Origin of the sequence: Streptomyces reniochalinae, from assembly GCF_003323735.1 — a bacterium.
GTDB lineage: Bacteria > Actinomycetota > Actinomycetes > Streptomycetales > Streptomycetaceae > Streptomyces > Streptomyces reniochalinae.
On the sequence record NZ_QOIM01000046.1, the window covers coordinates 58,727 to 84,546 of the forward strand.

General features: G+C 74.7%; 24 protein-coding genes and 2 pseudogenes. 14 read left to right on the top strand and 12 right to left on the bottom strand.

Annotation, left to right across the window (positions count from 1 at the left end; genetic code table 11):
- The first annotated feature begins 8 nt into the window (after positions 1-8).
- Complete coding sequence (locus DQ392_RS30390) at positions 9-1,214, top strand: FAD-dependent monooxygenase (protein WP_114018978.1); 1,206 nt, start codon at positions 9-11, stop codon at positions 1,212-1,214.
- A 65-nt stretch (positions 1,215-1,279) separates the two neighbouring features.
- Here the strand turns inward: DQ392_RS30390 and lnt are convergent, their stop codons facing one another.
- The 4 genes from lnt to DQ392_RS30410 all read right to left on the bottom strand — a co-directional run bounded on the left by lnt (position 1,280) and on the right by DQ392_RS30410 (position 5,030).
- A complete protein-coding gene (gene lnt, locus DQ392_RS30395; RefSeq protein ID WP_114018923.1) occupies positions 1,280-2,845 on the bottom strand; it encodes an apolipoprotein N-acyltransferase in 1,566 nt (521 codons plus the stop codon).
- Positions 2,846-3,145: 300 nt separating this feature from the next.
- On the bottom strand, positions 3,146-4,219 hold the full coding sequence (locus DQ392_RS30400; protein ID WP_245982152.1) for a DMT family transporter: 1,074 nt from the start codon (positions 4,217-4,219) through the stop codon (positions 3,146-3,148).
- Positions 4,220-4,407: 188 nt separating this feature from the next.
- Positions 4,408-4,683, bottom strand: coding sequence for a hypothetical protein (locus DQ392_RS30405; RefSeq protein ID WP_114018924.1), 276 nt, complete (start codon positions 4,681-4,683; stop codon positions 4,408-4,410).
- Positions 4,684-4,820: 137 nt separating this feature from the next.
- The gene (locus tag DQ392_RS30410; RefSeq protein WP_114018979.1) at positions 4,821-5,030 is read right to left on the bottom strand and encodes a chaplin; all 210 of its coding nucleotides are present in this window, start codon (positions 5,028-5,030) and stop codon (positions 4,821-4,823) included.
- Positions 5,031-5,166: 136 nt separating this feature from the next.
- Between DQ392_RS30410 and DQ392_RS30415 the strand changes: the two genes are divergently transcribed.
- Together DQ392_RS30415 and DQ392_RS30420 are read left to right on the top strand one after the other, a co-directional pair.
- Positions 5,167-5,454 (top strand): DUF6011 domain-containing protein, encoded by a 288-nt coding sequence (locus DQ392_RS30415; RefSeq protein WP_114018925.1) that lies wholly within the window; start codon positions 5,167-5,169, stop codon positions 5,452-5,454.
- Between the two features lie 109 nt (positions 5,455-5,563).
- The gene (locus DQ392_RS30420) at positions 5,564-5,878 is read left to right on the top strand and encodes a DUF6343 family protein (protein WP_114018980.1); all 315 of its coding nucleotides are present in this window, start codon (positions 5,564-5,566) and stop codon (positions 5,876-5,878) included.
- A gap of 75 nt (positions 5,879-5,953) precedes the next feature.
- Here DQ392_RS30420 and DQ392_RS30425 read toward each other — a convergent pair whose 3' ends face one another.
- Both DQ392_RS30425 and DQ392_RS30430 read right to left on the bottom strand, forming a co-directional pair.
- Positions 5,954-6,826, bottom strand: a complete 873-nt coding sequence (locus DQ392_RS30425; protein WP_114018926.1) for an undecaprenyl-diphosphate phosphatase — start codon at positions 6,824-6,826, stop codon at positions 5,954-5,956.
- 255 nt (positions 6,827-7,081) lie between these two features.
- A pseudogene (locus DQ392_RS30430) lies at positions 7,082-7,777 on the bottom strand (TVP38/TMEM64 family protein); the annotation flags it as partial.
- Between the two features lie 414 nt (positions 7,778-8,191).
- Between DQ392_RS30430 and DQ392_RS30435 the strand changes: the two are divergent.
- On the top strand, positions 8,192-8,794 hold the full coding sequence (locus DQ392_RS30435; protein ID WP_114018927.1) for a GTP-binding protein: 603 nt from the start codon (positions 8,192-8,194) through the stop codon (positions 8,792-8,794).
- 91 nt (positions 8,795-8,885) lie between these two features.
- Positions 8,886-9,677: a spermidine synthase gene (locus tag DQ392_RS30440; RefSeq protein ID WP_114018981.1), complete on the top strand. Its 792-nt coding sequence runs from the start codon at positions 8,886-8,888 to the stop codon at positions 9,675-9,677.
- 50 nt (positions 9,678-9,727) lie between these two features.
- On the opposite strand, the gene DQ392_RS30445 is transcribed toward DQ392_RS30440, so the two are convergent.
- On the bottom strand, positions 9,728-10,873 hold the full coding sequence (locus DQ392_RS30445; RefSeq protein ID WP_114018928.1) for a DUF8017 domain-containing protein: 1,146 nt from the start codon (positions 10,871-10,873) through the stop codon (positions 9,728-9,730).
- Positions 10,874-11,019: 146 nt separating this feature from the next.
- On the opposite strand from DQ392_RS30445, the gene DQ392_RS30450 reads away from it, so the two are divergent.
- The 4 genes and pseudogenes from DQ392_RS30450 to DQ392_RS30465 all read left to right on the top strand — a co-directional run bounded on the left by DQ392_RS30450 (position 11,020) and on the right by DQ392_RS30465 (position 13,861).
- Positions 11,020-11,475 carry a DUF4442 domain-containing protein gene (locus DQ392_RS30450; RefSeq protein WP_114018929.1) on the top strand — a complete coding sequence of 152 codons (456 nt, stop codon included), beginning with the start codon at positions 11,020-11,022 and terminating at the stop codon, positions 11,473-11,475.
- A gap of 119 nt (positions 11,476-11,594) precedes the next feature.
- Positions 11,595-12,221, top strand: a pseudogene (locus tag DQ392_RS30455) (DedA family protein); the annotation flags it as partial.
- A gap of 289 nt (positions 12,222-12,510) precedes the next feature.
- Positions 12,511-13,059: a gamma carbonic anhydrase family protein gene (locus DQ392_RS30460; RefSeq protein WP_114018931.1), complete on the top strand. Its 549-nt coding sequence runs from the start codon at positions 12,511-12,513 to the stop codon at positions 13,057-13,059.
- Between the two features lie 70 nt (positions 13,060-13,129).
- Positions 13,130-13,861 (top strand): acyltransferase, encoded by a 732-nt coding sequence (locus DQ392_RS30465; protein ID WP_114018982.1) that lies wholly within the window; start codon positions 13,130-13,132, stop codon positions 13,859-13,861.
- A gap of 48 nt (positions 13,862-13,909) precedes the next feature.
- On the opposite strand, the gene DQ392_RS30470 is transcribed toward DQ392_RS30465, so the two are convergent.
- On the bottom strand, positions 13,910-14,782 hold the full coding sequence (locus DQ392_RS30470) for a DMT family transporter (protein WP_114018932.1): 873 nt from the start codon (positions 14,780-14,782) through the stop codon (positions 13,910-13,912).
- A gap of 89 nt (positions 14,783-14,871) precedes the next feature.
- Between DQ392_RS30470 and DQ392_RS30475 the strand changes: the two genes are divergently transcribed.
- Positions 14,872-15,459 carry a helix-turn-helix domain-containing protein gene (locus DQ392_RS30475; protein WP_242749516.1) on the top strand — a complete coding sequence of 196 codons (588 nt, stop codon included), beginning with the start codon at positions 14,872-14,874 and terminating at the stop codon, positions 15,457-15,459.
- A 32-nt stretch (positions 15,460-15,491) separates the two neighbouring features.
- Positions 15,492-16,052, top strand: a complete 561-nt coding sequence (locus DQ392_RS30480) for a YbaK/EbsC family protein (RefSeq protein ID WP_114018933.1) — start codon at positions 15,492-15,494, stop codon at positions 16,050-16,052.
- Positions 16,053-16,079: 27 nt separating this feature from the next.
- Here the strand turns inward: DQ392_RS30480 and DQ392_RS30485 are convergent, their stop codons facing one another.
- Positions 16,080-16,577 carry a GNAT family N-acetyltransferase gene (locus tag DQ392_RS30485; protein WP_114018934.1) on the bottom strand — a complete coding sequence of 166 codons (498 nt, stop codon included), beginning with the start codon at positions 16,575-16,577 and terminating at the stop codon, positions 16,080-16,082.
- A 24-nt stretch (positions 16,578-16,601) separates the two neighbouring features.
- Complete coding sequence (locus DQ392_RS30490) at positions 16,602-17,009, bottom strand: CoA-binding protein (protein WP_114018984.1); 408 nt, start codon at positions 17,007-17,009, stop codon at positions 16,602-16,604.
- 127 nt (positions 17,010-17,136) lie between these two features.
- Between DQ392_RS30490 and DQ392_RS30495 the strand changes: the two genes are divergently transcribed.
- The 3 genes from DQ392_RS30495 (at position 17,137) to DQ392_RS30505 (ending at position 22,591) form a co-directional block, all read left to right on the top strand.
- Positions 17,137-17,784, top strand: a complete 648-nt coding sequence (locus DQ392_RS30495; RefSeq protein ID WP_114018935.1) for a YigZ family protein — start codon at positions 17,137-17,139, stop codon at positions 17,782-17,784.
- A gap of 122 nt (positions 17,785-17,906) precedes the next feature.
- Positions 17,907-19,151, top strand: a complete 1,245-nt coding sequence (locus tag DQ392_RS30500) for an exonuclease SbcCD subunit D (protein ID WP_114018936.1) — start codon at positions 17,907-17,909, stop codon at positions 19,149-19,151.
- Positions 19,148-22,591 carry an AAA family ATPase gene (locus DQ392_RS30505; RefSeq protein WP_114018937.1) on the top strand — a complete coding sequence of 1,148 codons (3,444 nt, stop codon included), beginning with the start codon at positions 19,148-19,150 and terminating at the stop codon, positions 22,589-22,591. The genes DQ392_RS30500 and DQ392_RS30505 overlap by 4 nt, the downstream gene beginning before the upstream one ends.
- A 102-nt stretch (positions 22,592-22,693) precedes the next feature.
- Here the strand turns inward: DQ392_RS30505 and DQ392_RS30510 are convergent, their stop codons facing one another.
- Both DQ392_RS30510 and DQ392_RS30515 read right to left on the bottom strand, forming a co-directional pair.
- Positions 22,694-24,406, bottom strand: a complete 1,713-nt coding sequence (locus DQ392_RS30510; protein ID WP_114018938.1) for a DUF885 domain-containing protein — start codon at positions 24,404-24,406, stop codon at positions 22,694-22,696.
- Between the two features lie 121 nt (positions 24,407-24,527).
- The gene (locus tag DQ392_RS30515) at positions 24,528-25,751 is read right to left on the bottom strand and encodes a GNAT family N-acetyltransferase (protein ID WP_114018939.1); all 1,224 of its coding nucleotides are present in this window, start codon (positions 25,749-25,751) and stop codon (positions 24,528-24,530) included.
- Between the last annotated feature and the right edge of the window lie 69 nt (positions 25,752-25,820).

Sequence of the window (25,820 nt, forward strand, 5' to 3'; positions counted from 1 at the left end):
AGGTACTCGTGCACACCTCGCGCGCCCTCGTCGTGGGAGCCGGCATCGGCGGCCTCACCGCGGCCGTCGCACTCGCCGACCGCGGCTGGAGGGTCACCGTTCTCGAACGCGCCGGCGCGCTCGAACCCGTCGGCGCGGGCATCGCCCTCGCCCCCAACGCGCTGCGCGCCCTCGACGTCATCGGCGTGGGCAACGACGTACGCGCCCTGCGCACCTGGAGCGGACGCGGCGGTCTGCGCTCGCCCTCAGGACGCTGGCTGGTGCCCACGACCGGTGACCGCACGGCCGCACGCTTCGGCGACCCCCTCGTCCTGATGACCCGCGCGGCCCTCGTCGACCTGCTGCGCGCCCGGTTGCCCGACACCGTCACCCTGCGCACCGGCACGGCCGCGAGCATTACCGACCCGGGGGCCGAGAGCCGGCCGGCCACGGTCACCACGGGCGACGGGCAGGCCATGGAGGCGGACCTCGTGGTCGCCGCCGACGGCATCCACTCCAGGGCCCGCCGAGCACTCTTCCCCACCCACCCGGGGCCGCGCTACGCCGGCTTCACCACCTGGCGGTTCCTCACCCAGACCCCCGAAGGCGGGGTCGAGCCGCACGAGACCTGGGGGCGGGGCCGCATGTGGGGCACCCAGTCACTGCCCGACGGCAGGATCTACGCCTACGCGGCCGCCGCCGTCCCCGCCTCGTGGAGCACCCCCGACGGCGAACGGGAGGCGCTGTCGAGGATGTTCGCGGGCTGGCACAGGCCGCTGCCCCAGCTCATCGCGTCCGTGTCCGAACAGGCGGTGCTGCGCAACGACGTCCACCACATGACCCGACCGCTCCCCGCCCACCACGCGGGCCGCACCGTCCTGCTCGGTGACGCCGCGCACGCGATGGCCCCCAGCCTGGGCCAGGGCGGCAACCAGGCCATCGAGGACGCCATCGTGCTGGGCCGGATCGCCGATCCGGCCGCACCGGTCGGCGGAGTGCCGGCGGCCTACACCGGGCAGCGGCTGCCCCGCACGGCCGAGGTCGTGCGGCGGTCGGCGCGCGCCGCCCGGATGACGACCCTCACCAGCGCGCACGCCTGCGCCCTGCGCAACGGTGCGCTCGCCGCCGTCGGCCGCCTGGCGCCCGCACTCACGTTGCGGGCGCTCGCGGGGATCGCCGACTGGCGCCCGCCGGAGCCCGCGCCTGCCGACGGGGCACGGTCACCCGAACGATGAGGAAACCGCGGCCACCCGCTCGCCGACGACGAGACCCGCCCCGGCGCGGCGGGCGCGAGCGGAGGTCACCAGCGGGCGGGCACACTCAGGCCGGGGCTTGCGTCCTCGTCCCGGTCTTGCTGTCGGCCCCGCCGTGACCGCACCGCGCGGGCGGCCTCGATCGCGAGGTACCCCGCGAGAGCGGTCAGCGCCAGCCGCGTCGTCCAGTCGCCGAAGCGTACGTACAGCGTCGTGCCGCGCGCCAGCGGCACCTCGGTCAGTGTGGCCGCGCTGGTCGCCGTGTCCATGCGGCCTGCGACCTGTTCGCCCTCGGGCCCGAAGGACGCGCTGACACCGGTGAGTGTCGCGTGCACCATGGGACGGCCCGTCTCGGCGGCTCGCAGCGCCGCGAGGGACGCGTGTTGCTCGGGGGCCCAACTGTGCTGGAACGTGGAGGTCGAGGACTGGGCCACCAGCACCCGCGCGCCCTCGGCGGCCAGGTGCCTGCTCATATCGGGGAACGCCGTCTCGAAGCAGATCAGCGGCCCGAACCGCGCCCCTCCCGACCGCATCACCACCGGTTCCCGACCCCGCTGCCGGTCCTCGCCCGCGGCCCTGCCGACCGAGGTGGCCCAGCCCAGCACCGAACGGAACGGGACGTACTCGCCGAAGGGCACCAGCCGCATCTTGTCGTAGCGCTGCCCGGTCAGGCCGTCCCCGTCCACCAGCACCGCGCTCTTGAAGATGCCGGGACGGTCGCTGCGCGGGGAGTCCACGTTCACCAGCAGCGGCGCGTGCGCGGCCCGGGAGAGCGCGGCCAGCCGGCGCACCAGGGACGGGTGGCTGCGCAGGTCGTACCCGACGCTGCTCTCGCCCCACACCACCAGGTCGGGCCGGCGGTCGGCCAGCCGCCGGGTCAGTTCCTCGCCGCGCGCGAACCGCTCAGCGCGCGAGGAGGTCTCGCCGATCTGGACCACGGCGACACGTGTCGCACCCGCGGGGTGCGGGCGCGGCGCCCACAGCCAGACCGCGCACGTGGACACGGCGGTGGCCAGTACGGCGACCGCCGCGGCCCGGCGGGCGCGGGGGACCGCGAGCAGCGCGGCGAGCGCGGTGTTGACCGCAACCACCACGAAGCTCACCAGCCACACGCCACCCACCGAGGCCAGCCGCAGCGCGGGCGTCACCTGCCACTGGCTCGCGCCCAGCAGCCCCCAGGGGCCGCCCAGGTACTCCCAGGAGCGGATCAGTTCGGCCAGCAGCCAGCCGGACGGCACCAGCACCACCGCGGCGGCGAACCGGCCTCCGGCGGGCGCGCCGGCGAGCAGCCGGTGGACGAGCCAGCCCCACGGCAGCCACAACAGCCCCAGCAGCGCGGCGAGAAGGACGATGAACACGTGCAGGCTCGGCATCAGCCAGTGGTGCATCGCCACCATGAAGCCCGTACCGCCGAGCCAGCCCGCCCGCGCGGCGGCCCTGGGAGTGGGCGCTGCGCGCAACAACAGCAGCCAGGGTACGAGCGCGGCGTACGCCAGCCACCACAGCGCGGGCTCGGGGAACGCCAGTGCGGGGACGGCTCCCGCCGGCAGCGGCAGTACCCGGCGCGCCCAGCGGGCGGCCGGGACGGCGCGCACGGCCGGGGTGGCACGCATGCCCCGCCTCCTTCGTCCGGTGCTCACTCACCAGTGTGAAGGAGGGGACAGGAGATGACGAGATCGGCGCGGCAGACGGTCGGCCCCCGGCGCCCCGCGTTCGGCGCCACCGCGCCTGGCGCCCCCCGCGTTTGGCGGCCTCCCTCTCCGGAACCTCGGTGTCCGGCCCGTTCGCGCCCGGCGCCCGGCATCCTCGGCGCTCGGCGTGACCGCCGCCCGCGCGCGTCCGCCCGCCGCGCGAACGGCCGGGGCGGGCGGTCGGGGCTCGCCCAGTCCGGGCGAGTCCCTGGCGCGGTGGCGTCACGGCGCCGCGACCGGTCGGCGGGCGACGGCGCGGCCGCCCGTTCGCGGCACCGCGGGGCGCGCTCCGTCGTCGGACCTGTTCCGGTTGGCGAACTCCGCGTCGGCAGTGTGTCCCGTCCCGCCGCCGTGCTGGACCTGCGACCCCCCGTCGCGGGGCGGGGGCAGGGCCCGGCCCGGCTCGTCGGGCGAAGTGTGCCCCGGCGGCGCGCCGTGCGTCCTGCGCGCACTGTCGATCGTCAGTGCGACCAGGCCCCAGGCGGCCACCGCGCCGGCCACCAGCGCCAGGACGGTACCCGTCGCGCCGTACCGGAAGCCCTCGTCCAGCAGGACGATGCCGGCGGCCGCCGCGACCACGGGGTTGGCGACCGTGGCCGTCGCCAGCGGCGTCGCCAGCCCGCCGCCCCGGTAGGACGCCTGGGAGGTGGCCAGCCCCGCGGCGGCCAGCGCGACCGTCAGCACGGCCAGCGGCACGGAGATGAGCAGGGGAGCGGACATCCACCTGTCGGCGAGCGTCTTGACGAAGACGGACGCCGCGCCGTAGGCCACCCCCGCGGCCAGGGCCAGGCACACGCTCCGCAGTGCCGGGGCGCGGCCCCCCGGCCGGGCGCGTCCCCGGCGTCCGACCACGGCGGCCGTACCGACCAGCAGTGCGAGGGCCCCCAGCACGCCGACGGCGAGGGAGAGTTGACCGCTCCCGTGCAGCGAGTCGGCGCCCGCGTCGCCGGTGAGGAGCAGGACGCCGGCCAGTCCGGCGGACACCAGCAGGATGCCGCGCCAGGTGGCGGCGGCCACGCGGCGCCGGCCCACCACGGCGGCCATCGGTGCGGCGAGGACGAGCGTGAGCACGCCGAGCGGCTGAACGACCGTCAGCGGCCCCAGGCCGAGCGCCACCACGTGCAACAGCGCGCCCGCCCCCTGGAGTCCCACCGCGGTCCACCAAGTGCCCGAGCGCAGGAGTCCCCAGCGGCTGGGGGAGGTCGTCGCGGCGATCCGCTCCTGCACGATCGCGGCCAGCGCGTAGCTGATCGCGGAGACCAGGGACAGCAGCGCCGCGGCCGTCAGCGCGCTCATGTCCGTCCCGTCCGGTCCTGGTTGGGCTTCGCGTTCATGTCACCACGATCCCGTGTGCGGGGGGATCTGTCGTCACCTGCCGGGATCGTCTTGACGTACAGCCAGCGGAGTACGTCACCGCTCGATGTCCCCCTGCCAGGTGACGCGGTGGTGGGCCGAAGGTCACAGCCCGCGCCGGGCTCGGGCCCCTACGGCCGGTGCGCGGGCAACGGCCCCTCGCCGGAGACCTCGACCGGGCCGAAGCCGCTGCCGCGGATGGCGATCCGGCCCTCCCGCCCGTCGATGAGCCGCAGCCGGGCGGTGTCCCCCTCCAGTTCGGTCCACAGCGGCTGGCTGCCTTCCGGTCTGATCGTGCCGAACCAGGCGCTCTGGGGGCCGGTCGCCTCCGTGAACAGCGCCGCGTCGACGGGCACCTCGGCGGCTCCGGTCAGCAGGGTCGCCGGGCCACGGTAGAAGTTGTCCATGCCTTCAGTGTGGCAGCGGGCGCCGCACCCGGCACCACCGTCGCCTGGGGTCAGGCAAGGCCCCGGAACCGACGGAGCCCCGCCGCCCGCGGTGGCGGGCGGCGGGGTCCGACGGCCGAGCCGACGTGCGCTGTGGGTCAGTTCGCCTTGCAGGCGTTCTGCGAGGCGGGGCTCAGCAGCGCGACGATCGGGTTGCCGCAGACGTTCAGACCGAGGTCCAGGACGTCCGGGTCGTTGTACTGGCCGGGGTGCGGGTCGCTGCCGGCGGCCGCCGCGGTGCCGGCGGTCCCGCCGAGCACGGCGACGGCGCTGAGCAGGCTGGCTGCGATAGCGGTACGAATACGCATGTTCGCTCCCATGAGAGGTAGCTGTTGTCTCCATGTCCACCGTGGAGGTACGAGCACATAGCGCGCATTTCGGACTACTCCGGGCGTGTGTCCGCGCTGGTACGGTGCCTGACCGAGGCGCAGGAAGGGGGCGCGCATGAGCGGGGACAGCCGGTCCGCGCGGAGCGAACCGGACGCCGGTGCGGGCGAGGGGCAGCAGGCCCAGGTCGCACCGCTGCCCGGAAGCGAGCCCGTCGAAGAGCCGGAGAGCAACCGGGACGGAAGCCCCAGGAGCGTTCTGTGCCGCATGTGCGGCCAGCCGTTGCGCGACCGTGCTTCCCGCCTGTGGGGGCTGGGGCCCGACTGCCGCCACAAGCTCGCCGTGCGGACCGCGCCCGTGCCGCCCGCACACGAGGTCGAACAGGACACGCTGCCGGGGCTGTGAGCCGTGGCCCGCGCCGGGTCGGGGGAGAAACGCCGGGCGCGCCCCCGCACCTTCCCGGGCGGGAGTGGTGATCATGGTGCCCAGAGCCATCCGGCGAAAGGCGACTGACGTGTCACAGCCACCGCACTCCGGCGGTCACCGACGAGACGCCCCCCGCTCCCGCAGGACCCGCGCGGGCACCGAGCCGGTGACCGCGCGCAGCGACCTGCGGCTGCGCACGCTGCTGTCGTCCGTCGGCCTCCCCGTCTTCGCTGCGGCGACCGCTCTCCTCGCCTGGTGGGCGGCCTCCTCGGGTCCGCACAGCTCGCCGAGCGACCGGGTGCTGAGCGTGCTGGCTGCGCTGTGCGGGGTACTGGCCCTGGGCGCGGTCGTCGACCTGGTCGTGCTGCGCCGCCGCCGCGAGCAGGAGCGCGCCGACCGCTGACCCGACGGTCCCCCAGCCCCGGGCGGCCCCGTGCCCCCGGCCCCGGACCGCGGCGTGGCGCAGTACCGGCGCGGCTCAGCCCACGGACTCGCCCGCGTGCGGGCCCACCACGCCCGCCGCGATCAGCGCGAACAAGGCCAGGCCCAGCGCGATGCGGTAGATGACGAACGGCATGAAGCTGCGGGTGGAGATCCATCGCATGAACCATGCGATGACCGCGTATGCCACCACGAAGGCCAGCACCGTCGCGAACAGGGTCGGCCCCCAGGCGACGTGGCCCTCGCCGATGTCCGCCAGCTCGAACAGGCCCGAGGCCAGCACGGCGGGCACCGCCAGCAGGAAGGAGTAGCGGGCCGCCGCCTCGCGCCGGTAGCCCATGAACAGGCCGCCGCTGATCGTGGCGCCCGAGCGGGAGACGCCGGGCACCAGCGCCAGCGCCTGCGCGCAACCGTAGAGGAGACCGTCGCGCACGCTGAGCTGTTCCAGCGACTTGCGCTCCCGCCGTGCCCGGTGACGGCCGCCCCGCGCGTCGCGGGCCGCCATCCGGTCGGCCACACCGAGGACGATGCCGACCACGATCAGCGTCGTGGCGATGAGCCGCAGATCGCGGAACGGGCCCTCGATCTGGTCCTTGAAGGCCAGCCCGAGCACGCCGATGGGGATCGAGCCGACGATGACCAGCCAGCCCATCCGCGCGTTGGGGTCCCGCCGTGCCTGACGGCTGTGGAGCGAGCGGAACCAGGCGGCCAGGATCCGGCCGATGTCCTTGCGGAAGAAGATGAGCACCGCCGTCTCGGTGCCGATCTGGGTGACGGCGGTGAACGCGGCGCCGGGATCCTGCCAGCCGGCGAAAGCCGCCACGAGGCGCAGGTGGGCGCTGGAGGAGATCGGGAGGAACTCGGTCAGTCCCTGGACGAGTCCGAGGACGAAGGATTCAAACCAAGACATCTGCGCTGGGGCTCGTCCCTGTGGTCGTCGGTGTCAGCGGTGGTGGGCGGAGGCCCTCGCCGCCGCGCGGTCGTGCGCGGCGGCGGGCTCCGCCCGGTAGGCGGCGCAGGTCGTCCCGGCTCCCGCTGTGGCGGCCGCCCCCGCGGTGTCCTGGGCCGCCGTGCCGGGCAGGCCCGTCACCGCCGGACACGGGCCGTTCGTCGTCGGGTGGGATGGCGGCGCGTCGCCGTGCGCTCCGTCCCGCGCGCCTTCCCTGCGGCGCAACTGAGCCCGCTTGCGCCAGGCGAAGGCTGCGCCGGCCAGTCCGGAGAGCGCGATGAAGCCGAAGGAGGCCAGGAAGACGGGCGAGGTCGGTGTGGCCGCGCTGGAGCCGGCGATCACGTACGCCGCGGTGTTGGGCACCGAGCCCACGGCTGTCGCGCTCAGGAAGGCCGTCCAGCGCATACGCGAGACGGCGGCGCCGTAGTTGGAGGCCGCGAACGGCACGCCGGGCAGCAGCCTGATCACCAGCATGGAGCGGAAGCCGTGCCTGCTCAACTGCCGGTCGGCGGCCGTGATCCAGCGGCCGCGCAGCAGGGTGCGCAGCGCGTCTTGACCCAGCAGCCGGCCGAGTCCGAACGCGATGCCCGCGCCGATCACCGTCCCGGCCGTGGCCGAGAACGTGCCCGCCTGGGCGCCGAAGAGGACGCCCGCGGCGACGTTGAGTACGGGACGTGGCACGAACGCCGCCGTGCACAGCCCGTAGGCGGCGCCGAAAAGGGCGACGGCGGCCCCGCCGGCGACCTCGGGCGGCCAGCCGTGGGAGAGCAGGCGCTGGGGCTCGTACAGCAGCATCGCCGTGGCCGCGCCGCACAGGAGGACGGCGAGGAGGGCGAGGCGGGACCAGGGAGAGAGCAGCGTCTGAGCGAGACGGCCGGGGAGTCCGTCTGGCTGCGTGGCGGGGACGGGCACGTGGGGAGCGTAACCGACGAACCGGTCCTTCCGCCGTTCGAAGGCGTGCGGAAAGTCCGAAAGATTCCCTCACAAAACGGTGTTCGCCCACCGTCCACCCCCGCTTCCACCTGTGCGGAAGGCGACCGCGGCGGGCCGGGGCGAGTGTGTCGAAAAGCGTTCGACGGGCACCCGCCGGCTCAGGGATGATCGGGCGGTGTTCCGGCAGCTCGACATCCCGACTCCGGCCGCGGTCGCGGCCGGCCCGCGGGCTGCCGCCTTCCTGACGCGGGGCGTGTCCGCCTGCCCCCTGCCGTGCGGCGCCGACGGCCGCCGACGCTGACCCTTCCCGGACCGCACCGAGGACCCCACGGGGAAGGGTCGGTCCTTCCCGGGGTCCCGCTCACCACCCCGCCACGGCCCAGGAGGGCACCCGTGTCCGCGTACACCCGTCCGCACCCGCTTCCGCACCTGACCATCGGCACGCTCGGCCCCCAAGGGCATGGCAAGACCACGCTCGCCAGGGCGCTCTCGGCCGCCGGGCCCTGTCCCCCCTGCACCGGCCCGGACCTCGGCCGGCGGCGGTTCGGCTACGCCACCGACACCCGGCGCTACACCGTGCTCGACCCCGCCGACGACCCCGACCGTCTCGACGGCGCCCTGCTGGTCGTCTCCGTCCTGGAGGGGGCGAGGACCGGTACCGCCGCTCACCTGGCACGCGCCCGCCGGACGGGCCTCCTGCCGCTCGTCGTCGCCCTCACCAAGGCCGACCAGGGCAGCGACGAGCTGAGCGACCTGGTGGAGGCCGACGTACGGGCCCTGTTGACGGCGCACGGTCATGCGGGGGAGACGCTCCCCGCCGTGCGGGTCTCGGCGCTCGGCTCACTGGCGGGCGACCCGCGCTGGCGAGGCGCCACCGAAGCCCTGCTCGACGCCGTCGACACCTACGTCCCACTGGCCGGTGGCGGGGAAGGTGTCCCGCTGCCCCGGAGCGGGGGAGGAAGGCGGGGCCCCTGCGACCCCCGCACGGTCGGGTGATCCTGCGCCACCGCACAATGGGACGGTGGAGACCGAGCCCGACGAACGCGTACCCCGCACCCGAACCGTCGCCTCAGGCGCGGCCAAGCTGATGCCCGACATCGACCGGCCCAGGGGCTGGCTGCTGACCGTGGACGGCGCCCCGCAGTCCTACGTGGACCTCGACGCTCCCGAGCACCTGGAGTTCGAGTACGCGCGCCGTGTCGGCCATCTGCTCGACCTGGCCGCGGACCCGGCCGGACCGCTGGACGTGCTCCACCTCGGCGGCGGCGCCCTCACGCTGCCCCGCTACCTGGCCGCGACCCGGCCGGGATCCCGGCAGCGGGTGGCCGAGCCGGACGCGGAGCTGGCCGCCTTCGTCACCGCTCACCTGCCGCTGCCCGCCGACGCGGACGTCCGCGTGGAAGCCGCCGACGGGCGGGCGCTGCTCGAAGGCGCCCCCGACGCCTGCGCCGACGTGGTGATCTCCGACGTCTACGGGGGGTCGCGGATGCCGGCCCACCTGACCACCCTCTCCTACGCCCGGCAGGCGGAGCGGGTGCTGCGCCCTGGCGGTCACTACGTGGCCAACCTCGCCGACGCCGCGCCGTTCCGCTTCCTGGGCTCCCAGCTGGCGACCTTCGCGGCCGTCTTCCCCTGGGTGGCGCTCGTCGCGGAGCCGTCGGTACTGCGCGGGCGGCGGTTCGGCAACGTGGTGCTGCTCGCCTCCCGTCACGAGCTGCCCTGGGAGGAGCTGGCCCGGCGCTGCGCGGGCGACCCCTTCCCCGCGCGGGTGGTGCACGGGACGGCGCTGCGGTCGCTCACCGAGGGCGCGCGCCCCGTCGAGGACGGCGACGCCGTGCCCTCCCCGCAACCGCCGGACGGCGCCTTCAGCATCGGCTGAGGGCGCCGCCGGGGGGCCCGGACGCCGCGGGGCGCCGGAGGCGGAGCGGATCAGCCGCGCGGCTCCTCGCCGCCGCCGGGCGCCTCGTAGTTGCGGAGGCTGCCGGTGATCTTCTTGATGGTGGCCTCCGAGAGCTCGTCCTTGACGCCCGCGTCGGTGTAGAGGACGAAGATGGCCAGGTCACCGTTTGTGTTGATCCAGGAGACCGTGACGGCCTTGCCCGCGCTCGTGGAGCACTTGTCCTCCTTGGGCGCCCCTGTCACGGTCGCGGTGGCGGTGTGGCCCTTGATGCCGTGGTCGTTCTCGAATGCCTTGGGCTTGGAGACCTTGAGGGTGCCCTTCTGCTTCTGGTCGTAGCCCGCGATCACGAAGTTGCCCGCGGCTATCTTCGCGGCCTCCTTGGTGTTCTTCGAGCCCTGCCCGCCCTTCGTGCCCACGGCGGCGCGGCTGGACTCCTTGCACCAGTCGTCCTTGTAGTAGGCGGGCGCCGACATGGCGACCAGGACCTTGCCCTTGTCGTCCTCGAAGCCGGTGATGGTGCCCTGGCTCTCGACGGTCCAGTCGTCGGTGTCGGGGACGTCGAAGGCGGAGTACCACTTGGGGTTGATGACGGTCTGCCAGCCGGCGACGACGGGATCGGAGGGGTCCTTCGCGTCGTCCTCGCCGCCGCCACCGCCGGGGTCGGCCTTCTCGGTCTTCTTCGGCTTCTCGGCGGTGGGGGAGGTGGAGGTGTCGGCCTCGTCCTTCTTGCCGCCGTCGTCCCCGCCGATGACCAGGTAGCCCGTCACCGCGGCCGCGGCGACCGCCACCGCGACGACGGCCGAGATGATGACCGCCTTCTTCCGGCCACCGCCCCCGCCGCCCTTGGGCGCCTGGGGGGCTCCCGGGACGCCGGCCGGACCCCACTGGCCTGAACCGGCCGCGCCGGGCTGCTGGCCGTACGGGTAAGGGGGCTGGCCCTGCTGCCCGTAGCCCTGCTGGTCCGCGGGCTGTTGTCCGTAGCCCGGCTGACCTGCCGGCTGCTGCCCGTAGCCCGGCTGACCTGCCGGCTGTTGTCCGTAGCCGGGCTGGCCCGTCGGCTGCTGCCCGTAGCCGGGCTGCTGGTAGGGGTTCGGCTGTTGATAACCCGGCTGCTGGTACGGGTTCGGCTCCCCCGGGTTCTGCTCGCCCCCGGGCTGCTGCTGTCCTGGCCACATGGCCGACAAGCCTATGGTGCGACGACCGCACCGGCCACGGCCGCCCTCGGATCGGTACCGACCCGCTACACGACAGGGGCCTCAGCGCGACGGGCGACGTCACCGACGGCCCCGTCCCGTCTGTTACTCGGTGGTAACGTGCGGGTATGACGACAGAGTCACAGCCGGACATAGGCGCACTGATGACGGCATCCGTGCCGATGGCCCGCACCCTGAAGCTGGAGTACCTCGAGACCTCGCCCGAACGGGTCGTCGTCTCGCTGCCCGACCAGAGCGAGTTCCACAACCACGTGGGCGGCCCCCACGCGGGAGCGATGTTCACCCTCGCCGAGTCGGCGAGCGGCGCGGTGACCCTCGCCGCCTTCGCGGACCAGCTCTCCCGGGCGGTGCCGCTGCCGGTGCACGTCGAGATGGACTTCAAGAAGCTCGCCAAGGGCGTCCTCACCGCCACCGCCGAGCTCGGCCGCCCGGCCGCCGACGTGGTGGCCGAGCTGGACCGCGGTGAGCGCCCCGAGTTTCCGGTGAAGGTCGCCCTCACCCGGGCGGATGGCGCCGTCACCAGCGAGATGACCATCGTGTGGACGCTGCGGCCGAACGGCTGACTCCCCGCGGCCCCCCGCCAGGGGCGTGCGCCGTTCGGCGCGATCCCGTCGGCGCACGCCCGCCGCCTGTCGAGTAGGCTTCCGAACTCGAGCCCGAATGCCGTGGAAGGAAGCCGTAGTTGCACATCCAGGAGTGGCTGGAGCACATCCCGGCCGTCAGCGTGTACCTCCTGGTGGGGGTCGTCATCGGCCTGGAGAGCCTGGGCATCCCGCTCCCCGGCGAGATCGTCCTGGTCAGCTCCGCGCTGCTGGCCTCGCAGCAGGGGCACATCGACCCGGTCGTCCTGGGCGTGAGCGCGACCGCGGGCGCCATCATCGGTGACTCGATCGGCTACGCCATCGGCCGCAAGGGCGGCAAACCGCTGCTCGAGTGGCTGGGCCGCAAGTTCCCCAAGCACTTCGGACCCGCCCACGTGGCCACCGCCGAGCGTTCCTTCCAGCGCTGGGGCATGTGGGCGGTCTTCTTCGGCCGCTTCATCGCGCTGCTGCGCATCTTCGCCGGGCCCCTGTCGGGCGTGCTGAAGATGCCGTACTGGAAGTTCCTGACGGCCAACGTGCTGGGCGGCGCGGTGTGGGCCGGCGGCACCACGGCCGTCATCTACTACGTCGGCATCGTCGCCGAGGCGTGGCTCAAGCGCTTCTCGTGGCTGGGTCTGGTGGCTGCCGTGCTCATCGGCGTCGCCTCCATGGTCATCGTCAAACGCCGCTCGGCGCAGGTGGCCGCCGCGGCCGAGGAGGACCCGGCCGGCACCTCGCAGGGCGAAGGGCCGGCCGCCACGGCCGAGGCCACGGGGGTGGACGGAGCCACCGCGCAAGAAGTCGCCGTGCGCGAGGCGGCGGCCACGGACGGGACCGCCGCCGGCGGGGTCCTGGCGGACGGGGGCGGAACCCCCGGCCCGGACGGCGGCCCCGCCGCGGGCGCGGCCGGAAAGGCGGCCCCCGCTCCGGCTCCGGCCGGGGACTGAGGCCCCGGCGGGTGAGCGTCGGCAGGGCGCGGCAGCAGCGAGTGGAACAGGACGCGGAGCGGAGAGCGGTGTGGCAGACCGAGGGCTGAGAGTGAACGTCGCGGGGCACACGCCCCGAGTGGACGCCGACGCGTTCCAGGCGCCCACCTCGGTGGTCGCCGGTGAGGTCACCATGGCCGCCGGATCGAGCGTCTGGTACGGAGCCGTGCTGCGCGCCGACGCGGGGCCGATCGTGCTGGGCGAGGGCAGCAACGTGCAGGACAACTGCACCGTCCACGGCGACCCCGGTTTCCCCGTCACCATCGGTGCGGGCGTCACCGTGGGACACAACGCCGTGCTGCACGGCTGCACCATCGAGGACGAGGTGCTCATCGGCATGGGCGCCACCGTCCTCAACGGCGCCCGGATCGAGGCCGGCTCCCTCGTCGCGGCCCAGACCCTGGTACCGCAGGGCATGGTCGTCCCGGCGGGGTCCCTGGTGGCCGGCGTGCCGGGGAAGGTGCGCAGGGAGTTGACCGACGAGGAGCGCGAGGGCATCAGATTCAACGCGGCCGCCTACGTCGACCTCGCCGAGCAGCACCGCGAGGCCACCGTCGGCGAGAGGCCCGCGGGCTCCTGAGCGGCGCCCGGGGTTACCCGTGAGGAACCTCACCGGCGGCGGCCGCCCCAGCGGGCGCTACCGTGACGGCGTGCCCTCGATCCAGAACACGTTCTCGTCCCTCACCTCCCGTGCGCTGCACGGGGTCTGGCGGCGCGTCCAGGAGGCCGGAGCCGTCACGGCCCGGCGGCCCGGACCTTACGCGTTCCGCCGGATCGGGTCCGGCACCCGCCTCGCCTTCCCCCAGGGCACTCTCTTCGGTACGCCGTGGATCGAGCTGGGCGACCACTGCGTCGTCGGCCGGGACGTGACCCTGACCGCCGGGATGATGCCGGACCTCGACCTCGGTCCCGAGACCGTCCTGCGGCTCGGCGACGGCGTGGTCCTGGGCCGGGGCAGCCACATCATCGCGGACACCCGCGTGAGCGTCGGGGACGACGTGTTCTGCGGTCCGTACGTCTACATCACCTCGACGAACCACTCCTACGACGACCCGGCACGCCCCGTCGGCAAGCAGTGGCCGCGCACGGCTCCGGTGGAGATCGGCTCCGGCAGCTGGATCGGTGCCGGAGCCGTCATCCTGCCCGGTGCCACGCTGGGGCGGAACGTCGTGGTGGCGGCGGGCGCCGTCGTACGGGGCGAGGTGCCCGACCACGCCGTGGTGGCCGGCGCCCCCGCGAAGGTGGTGCGCCGGCTGGATCCGGAGGCGGGCTGGCAGCCGCCGCTGCGCACCCCGCCGCCTGTGCCCGTCCCCGAGGGCGTCACTCCCCAGCAGCTGGTGGCGCTGGCCGACCTGCCCGAACAGCGCGGCGAGGGGTACTGAGCCCGAGCGGCGCGGTGACGGGAACCGAGGCGGAGGGGCCCCGCTCCGTCAGCCGGAGGCGAGCAGCACGGTGCCCAGCAGCGCCAGCCCGGCACCCGCGCTCTGCGCGGCACGCAGTCTCTCCTGGAGCACGCCCCGTGCCGCCAGCGCGGTGACCACCGGATAGAGCGAGGCCAGTACGGCGGCGACGGTGACCGGTCCGTACTGGGCGGCCACCGCGTAGGTGCCGTTGGCGGCGACGTCCGCGAGCCCGACGAAGGCCAGCGCGGGCAGCGACGTCCACACCGCCCGTATGCCGGTCTCCGGGAGCGCGGGGGTGCCCCTGCGCACCGAGGCGTAGAGGACTCCGCCGCCCACGGCGACGTTCACGAACCGCTGGACGAACAGCGTCAGGAAGAGTCCGGTGACGGTCGGCGAGGCTTCGGCGACCAGGCTCATCGTCGCGCCGAAGCCGAAGGCGGCGACCAGGGTCAGCAGGATCGTCCGCTGCCGCACGGGTGCTCCGCCGCCGCCCACGCCGCCCGCCAGCACCACACCGGCGACGGCTATGAGGGTCCCGATCACCTGCACCAGACCGGGGCGCTCGCCGTGCAGCGCCATGCCGACCGCCACCGGGACCGCCACGCTGCCCAGGGTGGCCACGGGGGAGACCACGCCCATCGGGCCGATGGCCAGGGCGCGGTAGAAGCACAGCATCGCCGCGGGGCCGATGGCTCCCGCCGCCACCGCGCACCACAGCAGCCGGGCGTCCAGCTCGCTCCAGGCGCCGGTGGCCAGCACGACGACCGCGAGCACCGCGCAGGCGGCACCCTGGGAGACGACGACCACCGTCAGCTCGCGCAGCCGTTTGCTGAGCAGGCCCCCGCCGAAGTCGGCCAGCCCCAACAGCAGGCTGGTGGCCAGGGCGAAGACAGCGGTCATGGCGGAATCCCTCGCAGTACACTGTGGTGAACACTCAAGTCCAGCCCACCGTAGTTCAACACAGTGCACTCTGTCATCGATTATTTTGGATGGTGCGGAACGCCGTGACGGACCTCGACCAGCTCACGCAAGCCCTCGCCCGCAACTTGAAGAGCCTGCGGACCGAGCGGGGTTTCACCCTCGACGCCCTCGCCGCACGCGCGGGCGTCAGCCGCGGCATGCTCATCCAGATCGAACAGGCTCGCACCAACCCGAGCGTCGGCACCGTCGTCAAGATCGGTGACGCCCTCGGCGTGAGCATCACCTCGCTGCTGGACTCCGACCAGGAACCGCAGGTCCGGCTCGTACCGCCCGAGCAGGCCATCCGCCTGTGGACCACCGACACCGGCAGCCACAGCACCCTGCTGGCCGGCACCGAGGCGCCAGGGCCGCTGGAGCTGTGGCACTGGAGACTGATGCCGGGCGACGCCAGCACCTCCGACCCCCATCCGCACGGCACCACCGAACTCGTCCACGTCACCGCCGGCACCCTCACCCTCGATGTGGACGGCACAGGCCACGCGCTGCCCACCGGGACCTCCGCCTGCTTCGAGTCCCACGTCCCGCACGGCTACCGCAACGACGGCACCGAACCCGTGGAGATGACAATGGCCGTCTCCGTGCCCGAACCGCGCTGACACCCCGCCCCGGCCTCGCTAGGGTGCCTGGTATGCGAGCCCCCATCGGAGACTTCGACAACGCAGTGCCGGCGCCCGACGCACTGGACCGGCTCACCGCGCCCGTGGCCGCGGCCGTCCGCGACTGGCCGGGGCCCGTCCCCGCCGGCCAACTGCTGTACGTGGACACCGACCCGGCCAAGGCCGACACCGCCGTCTTCGTCGAGACGTACGGGAAGGACCTCTTGGGGACCTCGGCCAACTGTGTCGTGGTGGCGGCCAAGCGCGGCGGCGAACGGGCCCTCGCCGCCTGCCTCGTCGGCTCCTCGGCCCGCGTGGACGTCAACGGCGCGGCCCGGCGCGGCCTCGGCGCCCGCAAGGTGTCCTTCGCGCCGCACGAGACAGCCGTATGGGAGACCGGCATGGAGTACGGCGGCATCACCCCGATCGGGCTGCCCGCCGACTGGCCGCTCCTGGTGGACGCCGAGGTCGCCGCGCTGCCGTGGGTGCTGATCGGCAGCGGCAGCCGCAGAGGCAAGCTGATCGTGCCGGGGAAGGCGCTGGCCTCCCTGCCGGGCGCCGAGGTCGTCGAGGGGCTGGGGCAGCGCGTCTGACCCCCCGCGCCCGCACGCGTGCGCCGTTCAGGCCTCGGTCGTGTGGCGTGTGCTCACGTCCAGCGAGAGCGGGATCGAGTGCTCGGCGAAGCCCAGGGACCGGTACAGCCGTTCGGCGTCCGGCGACGCGTGCAGATCCACGCGGGTCACCCCGCGGCGGGCGAACTCCGCCAGCATCGCCTCCGTCGTCGCCCGCGCGAAGCCGCGCCCGCGGTAACGCGCGTCCGTGCACACGTTGAAGACGAAACCGAACAGCCCCAGCGGGCTCACCGGGGCGGGCAGCCGCTCCTCGACCCGCCCCACCGCGCACGCCGCCAGGTGGTCGGACTCACCGGCAGCGTCGCCGTCCACCACGAACGCCAGCAGCGGCGAGGGCTCCTGGGCGAGCTGCCGCCGTGCCACCCGCACGGCCTCCTCCTCCCAGGGGCCCGACGCGTCCTCTCCGTGCATCTCGGTGAACATGAGGCGGCGCAGCCGCACGAGCTCCCTCGCGTCGCCCGGTGCCGCCCTGCGTGAGCTGATCATGCCGGGATTCCAGCACACGCCCGGTCAGCCGAGCCGGGGAATCTCGATCGCCGGACAGCGGTCCATCACCATCCGCAGCCCCGCCGCCCGGGTGCGCTCGTAGGCCGCCTCGTCCACCACACCGAGCTGGAACCAGACCGCCTGGGCGCCGATCGCCACCGCCTCGTCCGCCACTTGCCCGGCCAGGTCGGAGTTGACGAAGACGTCGACCACGTCGACGGGGAAGGGGATCTCGCTCAGGGAGGTGTAACCCCGCTCCCCGTGCACCGTCTCCGCCTTCGGGTGGACGGGTACGATCCGCTTGCCGTAGCGCTGTAGTACCTCGGCCACCCCGTGGGCGGGCCGCGCGGTGTTGCCCGACAGGCCGACGACCGCCCAGGTGTCGCCCAGCTCGGCCAGAATGCTCCGTACCGTCGCGGAATCGCCGTACATGTTCTCGTCCCCTTCTTCGGTTTCACCGGGTTCGTCAGGCTCGTCGGGTCTCGCATCGCGTGCGGTGCCCATGGCAACGGCGGCAGCCCCGCGCGGATTCCCTCCCGGCGGGCCATAGGCTGCCCGTATGCGTCAGGAGCAGCCCGCGGGGCCCGAGGAGTACGTGACCGTCGCAGCCGAGGGCGTGCACGAGACCGAGGTCAACCGCTCCCGCTTCCTGTGCGCCCTCGCGCCCGCCGCCACCGAGAGCGAGGCACAGGAGTTCCTCGCCCGCGTCCGCAAGGAGCACCCCGGAGCCAACCACAACTGCTCCGCCTACGTCATCGGCGCCGACGCGGGCATCCAGAAGGCGAACGACGACGGCGAGCCGGGTGGCACCGCGGGCGTCCCCATGCTCCAGATGCTGCTGCGCCGGGAGGTCCGCTACGCGGCCGCCGTCGTCACCCGCTACTTCGGAGGCGTCAAGCTCGGCGCCGGCGGTCTGATCCGCGCCTACGGCGGCGCCGTGGGCGAGGCCCTGGACGCCGTGGGTACGGTCACCCGGCGCCGCTTCCGGCTGGTGACCGTCACCGTAGGGCACGAGCGGGCCGGCCGGCTCGAGAACGACCTGCGCGCCACCGGGCGTGAGGTGCGCGAGGTGCGGTACGGCGCCGAGGTCACCATCGAGCTCGGACTGCCCGAGCGCGAGGTCGACGCCTTCCGCGGCTGGCTCGCCGACGCCACCGCGGGGAGCGCCGGGATCCAGTTGGGCGGCGAGGCGTTCGGCACGGTATGAGCGGCCCGGCCCGCGGCACCCGGTCCGTGGCGCGTGACCCACGGCCCACGGGCACGCTCCACGCGGCCCGTCCGCGGGGTGGCGGCCCGCGTTGTCAGTGGCGGGTCCTAAGGTCGTTGACCATGCGTCTGCTGCACACCTCGGACTGGCACCTGGGCCGGAGCTTCCACCGCGCGAGCCTCCTCGACGCCCAGCGCGCCTTCCTCGACCACCTGGTCGCCACCGCCCAGGAGCGCGCGGTGGACGCCGTCCTCGTCGCCGGCGACATCTACGACCGCGCCGTGCCCTCACTGGCCGCCGTCGAGATGTTCGACCACGCCCTGCACCGCCTCGCCGAACGCGGCATCACCACCGTGATGATCTCCGGCAACCACGACTCGGCCCGGCGCCTGGGAGTCGGCTCGAAGCTGATGGGCCGCGCCGGTGTGCACCTGCGCACGGACCCCGAGGAGTGCGGCATCCCGGTCCTGCTGCCGGACGGTGCGGGGCATGGTGAGGTCGCGCTCTACGGAGTGCCCTATCTGGAACCCTCCCTGGTGCGGCACGCGCTCGGCGCCGGGACGGGCGGCCACACCGCCGTGCTGCGCGCCGCCATGGACCGGGTGCGGGCCGACCTGGCCACCAGGCCCGCGGGCACGCGCTCCGTGGTCCTGGCGCACGCGTTCGTGACGGGCGGCGAAGTCAGCGACAGCGAGCGGGACATCACCGTCGGCGGCGTCGCCTCCGTGCCCGCCTCCGTCTTCGACGGTGTCGACTACGTCGCACTCGGACACCTGCACAACTGCCAGACCCTCACCGAACGGGTGCGCTACAGCGGCACGCCGATCGCCTACTCGTTCTCCGAGGCCGGACACCCCAAATCGATGTGGCTCATCGACCTGGGTCCTGGCGGTGAGGTGACGGCCGAGCGGCTGCGCTGCCCCGTCCCGCGCCCCCTCGCCAGGCTGCGCGGCAGCCTGGCGGAGCTGCTGGAGGACCCGGCACACGAACGGCACACCGACTCCTGGGTGGAGGCCACGCTCACCGACGCCGCCCGCCCGCACGACCCGATGGCCCGCCTGGCCGAGCGCTTCCCGCACACCGTCAGCCTGGTCTTCGCACCGGAGCGGGAAGAGACCGACGACACACGCTCCTACGCCGTACGCCTCAAGGGCCGTACCGACCGGCAGATCGCCGAGGACTTCGTCGCCCACGTACGTCCCGGCCGTGCCGCGGCGCCCGAGGAGAGCGCGATGCTGGGCCAGGCGCTGGAGGCCGTCCGCGTGGCGGAGAGCGAGCAGGACGAGCCGGCGGCCCCCTCCCGGACGGCCCCAGCGGCGCGGCCCGCCGCCCACGGCCACCCCACCGGCACCGAGGGGGCCCGATGAGGCTGCACCGGCTCACTCTCACGGCCTTCGGCCCCTTCGGCGGCACCCACACCGTCGACTTCGACGCCCTCTCCGCCGCCGGGCTCTTCCTGCTGCACGGCGCCACCGGCGCGGGCAAGACCTCCGTGCTGGACGCCGTCTGCTTCGCCCTCTACGGCAGCGTTCCCGGCGCCCGGCAGCAACCGGGCGCCACCCTGCGCAGCGACCACGCCCCGCGGCACACCCTCACCGAGGTCGTCCTCGAACTGACCGTCGCAGGGCGCCGACTGGAGATCACCCGCGCGCCGGAACAGCTGCGGCCCAAGGCCCGGGGCAGCGGACTCACGCGCGAGCGTGCCCGCTCCGAGCTGCGCGACTGGGACGCGGCCGCGGCGCGGTGGCGGGGCCTCAGCCGCTCCCACCAGGAGATCGGTGAGGAGATCGGCCAGGCCCTCGGTATGAGCAAGGACCAGTTCTGCCAGGTCGCCCTGTTGCCGCAGGGCGACTTCGCGCGGTTCCTGCGCGCGGGCGCCGAGGACCGGGCCAAGCTGCTGGGACGCCTCTTCGACACCGGCCGCTTCGCCGCCGTCGAGGAGCAACTGGCCCAACGGCGCAAGGCCGCGCAGCACGACGTCGCCACGGCCGACGAGGAACTGCTCGCCCTCGCCCACCGCATGCGGCAGGCCGTCGGAGACCCGGCGGAGCTGAGCGAGGGACCCGGTGCCACGGCAGCCACCACCGACCCCGTGTCCGCGCCCGGCGGCGCGGCCCTGCCCGGCCAGCGAGCCGGTATGTCGGCCACCCCCTCCTCCCAGTCCCCGGGCGTCGGCACCCCCGCCACTGCCAAGGCGACAGGCGGCGCGAAGTCCGGCGGGCACGGCGCGAAGTCCGGCGGACGCGGGGCGAGGAGGGCCGGTGGCGGAGCCGAGCACGCGGAGCGCACCGCCCTCGCGCCCGGCGACGCGGGGCTCGCCGACGCGGTCCTGGCCTGGGCGGCACAGGCCCGCGGCCACGCCAGAGAACGCCTCACCTCGGCGGCCCTCGCAGCCGAGACGGCCCGCGAGCGGCACAGCACCGCCGTACAGCGGCTGGAGGAGACCCGTGAGCTCGCCCGCGCCCAGCAGCGGTTCGCCAGGGCCAGGCAGCGCGCCGACGAGCTCGCCGCGGCCGCGGCCGAGCGCGACGCGCTGCGGCGGCGGCTGGAGAGCGCCCACGCGGCCGAGGCGGTCGCGCCCGCTCTCCGCCTCCACCGCACCGCCCGCGACGAACACACCCGCGCCGAGGCGGCCGAACGGGACGCGCGGTCCCTGCTCCCCGAGGCCCTGGCCGACGCGCCCTGCGACCGGCTCACCGCACTGGAACGGGAGGCGGGCCAGGAACTCGGCGCACTCGGGGCCGCCCGCGAGGAGGAACCGCGGGTCGCCGGGATCGAGGCCGAGGTGCGCAGGCTCGACGCGGAGTCCCGCGCCGACGAGGAACTGCTCGCCGAGGCGGAGGAGTGGCTGGCAGGGTGGGAAGATCGCCGGCACGCCCTCCAGCGCCGTGTGGACGACGCCCAGGAGGCGGCCACCCGCGCCGAACGCCTCGCCGGCCGGCTCCACCCCGCGCGTGCCCGCCTGAAGGCGGCCCGCCGCCGCGACGCGTTCGCCGCGGAGATCGAGACGGCCGTTGAGGCCCTCCAACGCGCCCGTGAACAGGCCGCCGAGGCCAAGGAGCGCTGGCTGGCCCTCCGGGAACGCCGGCTGCGCGGCATCGCGGCGGAGCTCGCCGCCAGCCTCTCGGCGGGCGAACCCTGCGCGGTGTGCGGCTCCCCCGAGCACCCGGCCCCCGCCCGCGAGGCGGCGGACCACGTGGACCGCGCCTCCGAGGAAGAGGCGCTCGCCGCTTCCCAGCGTGCGGGGGAGGCGCGCGAATCGGCCCACCAGCGGCTCGCGGCTCTCCGCGACAGCCACGCCACCGCGGCGACCGAGGCCGCGGTGGCGCCGAGTGCGGCCGAAGCCGCCGGGACGCCCGAGTCAGGACCCGAAGCCGCCGCGGCACCGGCGACGAGACCGGCCCCGGCGGCCCGCACCAGCCCGCACGGCGGCAGAACGCCGACGAGAGAGCACCCCACATCGGGGAGCACCCCGAGTACCGACGCTCCCGGCACCGACGCCCCCAGTACGGACGCCCCGCGCCTCGACGCGCCCAGTGTCGGGGCACTGGCGGCCATGGTCGAGGAGTTGGAGAGTGCGCACGCTCACGCGCACGCGCAGGCGGGTACCGCCCATCAGGCCCGCGAGGCGTTGGCCGCCGCGGAGCGGGAGTTCCAGGAGCGCGGCGTCGCACGCCAGGAGGGCGAGCGCCGCGCCGCGGGGCGCGTCTCCACGCGGGACGCGCTCCAGCGCGAACGCGCCTCCCTCATCGAGCGGCTGGACCGGGCGCGGGGCGAGGCACCCAGTGTGGCGGCGCGCTACGCGCAGCTGGAGCGTCAGGCCGCGCTCTTGTCCGGGGCAGCCCAGGCGGCACAGGCGGCGCAGGGCGCCGCCGCGCACCTTGCCGAGGCCCGCGCGTACCGCTCCGAGGCCGCCCGCCAGGCCGGCTTCGACTCCGCGGACGACGCGGCGCGGGCCGTGCTGCCCGCCTCGGAACAGCGCGAGCTGCGGGAGAGGCTGGAGCGCGGGCGGGTCGAGGAAGCAGCCGTACGCGAGGAGCTGGCCGATCCGGCGCTCGCCGCGGCGGCGGCCAGGCCCCCGGCAGACCCCGAGACGGCCCGCGCGGCGGCAGAGGAAGCGGAAGGACGACTGCGCGCCGCCGAGGCCGCACACCACGCGGCGGGCAGCCGCGTCGAGGCGCTGGACGAGCTGGGCGGGCGCGCGGTGGCGACCGCCCGCCGGGTCGCCCCGCTGCGCGCGGCCTACGACCGGGTCGCCCGGCTCGCGGGGCTGACGGCGGGCACCTCCGCCGAGAACGAGCGGCGCATGCGGCTGGAGTCGTACGTGCTGGCCGCCCGTCTCGAACAGGTCGCCGAGGCGGCCTCGGCCCGCCTCGACCGGATGTCGGACGGCCGCTACACGCTGGTGCACTCGGGGGAGCGGACCGGCGGGCGCGGCAGGTCCGGTCTGGGGCTGCACGTGGTGGACGCCTGGACCGGCGCCGAACGCGACACCGCGACCCTCTCCGGCGGGGAGACGTTCTTCGCGTCCCTCGCGCTGGCCCTGGGGCTCGCGGACGTGGTCACCGACGAGGCGGGCGGCTCCCGGCTGGAGACGCTCTTCATCGACGAGGGCTTCGGCAGCCTGGACGAGCAGACGCTGGACGAGGTGCTGGACGTGCTGGACTCGCTGCGCGAACGCGACCGCTGTGTCGGCATCGTCAGCCACGTCGCCGACCTGCGGCAGCGCATCCCCGCCCAGCTGGAGGTCGTCAAGTCCCGGGCGGGCTCCGCGGTGCGCCACCACACGGCACCCGCCCCGGGCTGACGCCCCTGCCCGCCGCTGAAGCCGGGTAACCGGGCAAGGGGCGACCAGGCGCCGCGGGCGTGGCCGGACCGGGCCCCGGTCCGGCCACGCCCGAGCCCGGGCTCAGAGCGCGGACAGCTCGGCGACCAGGTCGTCGAGGCCCAGGGAGCCCAGCGAGAGAGCGGCCATATGCCACGACTTGGCGTCGAAGGCGTCGCCGTGTGCCCGCTGGGCCGCGGCCCTGCCCTGGAGCCAGGCGCGTTCGCCCAGCTTGTAGCCGATGGCCTGTCCCGGCATGCCCAGGTAGCGGACCAGCTCGCTCTCCACGAACTCCGCGGGGCGGCCGCTGTGCATGCCGAAGAACTCCTGCGCGAGCGCGGGGGTCCACCGCTCGCCGGGGTGGAAGGGCGAGTCGGCGGGGATCTCCAGCTCCAGGTGCATGCCGATGTCGACGACCACTCGTGTCGCGCGCATCATCTGGGCGTCGAGGTACCCGAGCCGCTGCTCGGCGTTGGTCAGGAACCCGAGCTCGTCCATCAGCCGCTCCGCGTACAGGGCCCAGCCCTCGGCGTTGGCGCTGACCATGCCGACGGTCGTCTGGTAGCGGGAGAGCTTGTCGGCGACGTACGTCCACTGCGCTAGTTGCAGATGGTGTCCTGGCACGCCCTCGTGGTACCAGGTGGTGACCAGGTCGTACACAGGGAACCTGGTCTCGCCCATGGTGGGCAGCCAGGTGCGGCCCGGGCGGGAGAAGTCCAGCGAGGGCTGGGTGTAGTAGGGCGCGGCGGCGCTCCCGGGCGGGGCGATGCGCGACTCGACCCTCCGCACCTTCTCGGACAGCTCGAAGTGGGTGCCGTCCAGCTCCGAGATGGCCTGGTCCATCAGCCCCTGAAGCCACTCGCGGACCTCGTCGACGCCGTCGACGGCCTCGCCGTGGGTGTCCAGGTGGCGCAGCGCCTCCCAGGGGGTCTCCGCGCCGGGCAGGATCTTCTCCGCCTCGGTGCGCATCTCGGCCAGCAGCCGGTGGAACTCCTGCCAGCCGTAGCGGTAGGCCTCCTCCAGGTCGAGGTCGGCGCCGTTCCAGTAGCGGGACCAGAGCGCGTAGCGCTCGCGGCCGACGGTCTCCTCGGCGCCCGCGACGCCCGGCTGGTAGACGTCGCGCAGCCAGTCGCGCAGCTCGCGGATGGCGCGGGTCGCCTCGGCCGCCGCGCCGTCCAGTTCGCCCCGCAGGGCGTCGGGGCCCTCGCCGGCGAACTGTGCGAACCAGCCGCGCTTGTCGCCCCCTTCCGCCTCGCCGAGCCACTCCGTCAGCTGGCCGAGCACGGTGGAGACCTGCCGCGGCCCGGCGAACAGGCTCCGGGACAGCCCTTCCGCCAGTGAGGCGCGGTAGCCGTCGAGCGCGACGGGCATCGCCCGCATCCGCGCGGCGACCTGCTGCCAGTCCGCCTCCGTCTCGGACGGCATCACGGTGAAGATGCCGCGCACCGAGTGCACGGGCGAGCTGAGGTTGCTGACCGCGCGCAGGCTCTCGCCTGCCTCGTGGACGGCCAGCTCGGCTTTGAGACGTTCGCGCAGCAGCCGTGCGCAGCGCCGCTCCTCGTCGCTGTCCCCGCCGGGGCGGGCCTCGGCCGCGGCCAGCTCGTCCAGCGTGGCGCGGCAGAGGGCGGCCATGGCCTCCTGGCCCGCGGGGGAGAAGTCGGGCAGTTTTCCGTGGCTCTCCGGCACCCCGAGGTAGGTGCCGGAGATCGGGTCGAGGTCGACGAGCGCGTCGACGTAGGTGTCGGCCACCTGGCGCGGCAGGGGGGCGGCGGGCGCTGAGGCGTTTGCATCGGACATGGGACCCATCCTCGTACGGGCGGGCCCACCGCGTCAGCTCCCCCGGTACGCGGGCCGCGAACGCGCGGCGCGGAGGCCGGGCAGGCGCGGGGGCGGAGGCCGGGCAGGCGCGCGGCGACGCTCAGTGGGGTGCGACGGCGGCGGGCTCCAGCGCGGCGGTCACCACCACGGTGCCCTCTTCGACCTGGTAGTCGAGCGGCAGCCCCAGACCGCGCATCGTGGCGACCATGCCGGTGTTGGATGCTTGCGTGACGGCGTAGACGCTGTGGCAGCCTCCCTCGCGCGCCAGGTTCGTGAGCCTGCGCAGGAGGGCTGAGCCGATACCGCGTCGCTGCCAGGCGTCCTCGACCAGCAGCGCGGCCTCCGTCTCGTCACCGTCCCACAGCAGATGACCGAGCGCGACCAGCTCGCCCGCGGCCGACTCCACGGCCAGTGTGCGGCCGAACCGGGGCGAGAGCAGGTGGCGCAGGTAGCTGTCGGCGTCGCCCACGGGGCCGTGGTACCGGCGGCCGAGGGTCTCGTGCGAGCAGCGCGCGTGCATCGCCAGCGCCGCTTCCAGATCGCCCTCGTCGGCGCGGCGGACGGTGACGGACAGGCCCTCGGGAAGGGCGAGCGCGTCGGTGTGCCGAGGCGTCCGCCGGCCCAGGCAGGCGTCGAACTCCACCAGCGCGTGCGCCCGTGCGTACTCGGTTGGGGTGAAGGGCACGTGGGGGCGTTCCACGACGATCTCTCCTCCGGCGGGGTCGGGCAGGCGTAGCGACGTGCCCTCAAGTGTGCCCTGAGCCGGGGTGTCTCCGGGGACCGAACGGATGCGGCAACGGCCCAGCAACCGGCGCAGGGCGAGCGGGAGTTCGGCGCTGTCGAGCGCTGTGCGGGTGGCCAGCCCGAGGACGCGTGCGGGGGTGTCCACCAGGTCGTGCGCGTCGGCCCGCTCGGTGTGCACGTCGGTGCCGCCCGCCTCGGCGAGCGCTCCCGCAAGGTCCTCCGCCTGCAAGCAGGCGGGGGCACGCAGCAGGAACTCGTCCACCGTGCGGTCGCCCAACGGGTGGGTCTGGAGCGCGAGGACGTCCACGCTTCCGGCCGCGAGCGCTGCGCACACCCGCGCCAGGGAGCCCGGTTCCTCGCGCACGGTGGCCCGCACCCGCCACAGCGCCCTCGCCCCGGCCGGCGCGGGCCGCTGCCCTGGCGAGGCGGCCGCCTCCGTGGCCTCCCCTACGCACACTTCGGGTGCGGCCGCGGGGCACCACGCCCGCCACCCTGCTCGGGCGGCCCGCAGCGCACGGTGCCAGGGACGCGGAGGGGCGGCCTTGTGCCCGGTCTTCTTCGCCGCGGAGTCGTCAGCCATGCGCTCACCCTCTCGGACGGGTGTTGCCCGGCCACGAACGGTGCGTGACGAGTGCGTAACAGGGCACCT

Bases quoted from the DNA above. Each gene is read 5' to 3' on its own strand.
- lnt (WP_114018923.1), bottom strand. From the start codon at position 2,845: ATGCGTGCCACCCCGGCCGTGCGCGCCGTCCCGGCCGCCCGCTGGGCG.
- DQ392_RS30400 (WP_245982152.1), bottom strand. From the start codon at position 4,219: ATGAGCGCGCTGACGGCCGCGGCGCTGCTGTCCCTGGTCTCCGCGATC.
- DQ392_RS30405 (WP_114018924.1), bottom strand. From the start codon at position 4,683: ATGGACAACTTCTACCGTGGCCCGGCGACCCTGCTGACCGGAGCCGCC.
- DQ392_RS30410 (WP_114018979.1), bottom strand. From the start codon at position 5,030: ATGCGTATTCGTACCGCTATCGCAGCCAGCCTGCTCAGCGCCGTCGCC.
- DQ392_RS30415 (WP_114018925.1), top strand. From the start codon at position 5,167: ATGAGCGGGGACAGCCGGTCCGCGCGGAGCGAACCGGACGCCGGTGCG.
- DQ392_RS30425 (WP_114018926.1), bottom strand. From the start codon at position 6,826: ATGTCTTGGTTTGAATCCTTCGTCCTCGGACTCGTCCAGGGACTGACC.
- DQ392_RS30440 (WP_114018981.1), top strand. From the start codon at position 8,886: ATGCCCGACATCGACCGGCCCAGGGGCTGGCTGCTGACCGTGGACGGC.
- DQ392_RS30445 (WP_114018928.1), bottom strand. From the start codon at position 10,873: ATGTGGCCAGGACAGCAGCAGCCCGGGGGCGAGCAGAACCCGGGGGAG.
- DQ392_RS30450 (WP_114018929.1), top strand. From the start codon at position 11,020: ATGACGACAGAGTCACAGCCGGACATAGGCGCACTGATGACGGCATCC.
- DQ392_RS30470 (WP_114018932.1), bottom strand. From the start codon at position 14,782: ATGACCGCTGTCTTCGCCCTGGCCACCAGCCTGCTGTTGGGGCTGGCC.
- DQ392_RS30475 (WP_242749516.1), top strand. From the start codon at position 14,872: ATGGTGCGGAACGCCGTGACGGACCTCGACCAGCTCACGCAAGCCCTC.
- DQ392_RS30480 (WP_114018933.1), top strand. From the start codon at position 15,492: ATGCGAGCCCCCATCGGAGACTTCGACAACGCAGTGCCGGCGCCCGAC.
- DQ392_RS30485 (WP_114018934.1), bottom strand. From the start codon at position 16,577: ATGATCAGCTCACGCAGGGCGGCACCGGGCGACGCGAGGGAGCTCGTG.
- DQ392_RS30490 (WP_114018984.1), bottom strand. From the start codon at position 17,009: ATGTACGGCGATTCCGCGACGGTACGGAGCATTCTGGCCGAGCTGGGC.
- DQ392_RS30495 (WP_114018935.1), top strand. From the start codon at position 17,137: ATGCGTCAGGAGCAGCCCGCGGGGCCCGAGGAGTACGTGACCGTCGCA.
- DQ392_RS30500 (WP_114018936.1), top strand. From the start codon at position 17,907: ATGCGTCTGCTGCACACCTCGGACTGGCACCTGGGCCGGAGCTTCCAC.
- DQ392_RS30505 (WP_114018937.1), top strand. From the start codon at position 19,148: ATGAGGCTGCACCGGCTCACTCTCACGGCCTTCGGCCCCTTCGGCGGC.
- DQ392_RS30510 (WP_114018938.1), bottom strand. From the start codon at position 24,406: ATGTCCGATGCAAACGCCTCAGCGCCCGCCGCCCCCCTGCCGCGCCAG.
- DQ392_RS30515 (WP_114018939.1), bottom strand. From the start codon at position 25,751: ATGGCTGACGACTCCGCGGCGAAGAAGACCGGGCACAAGGCCGCCCCT.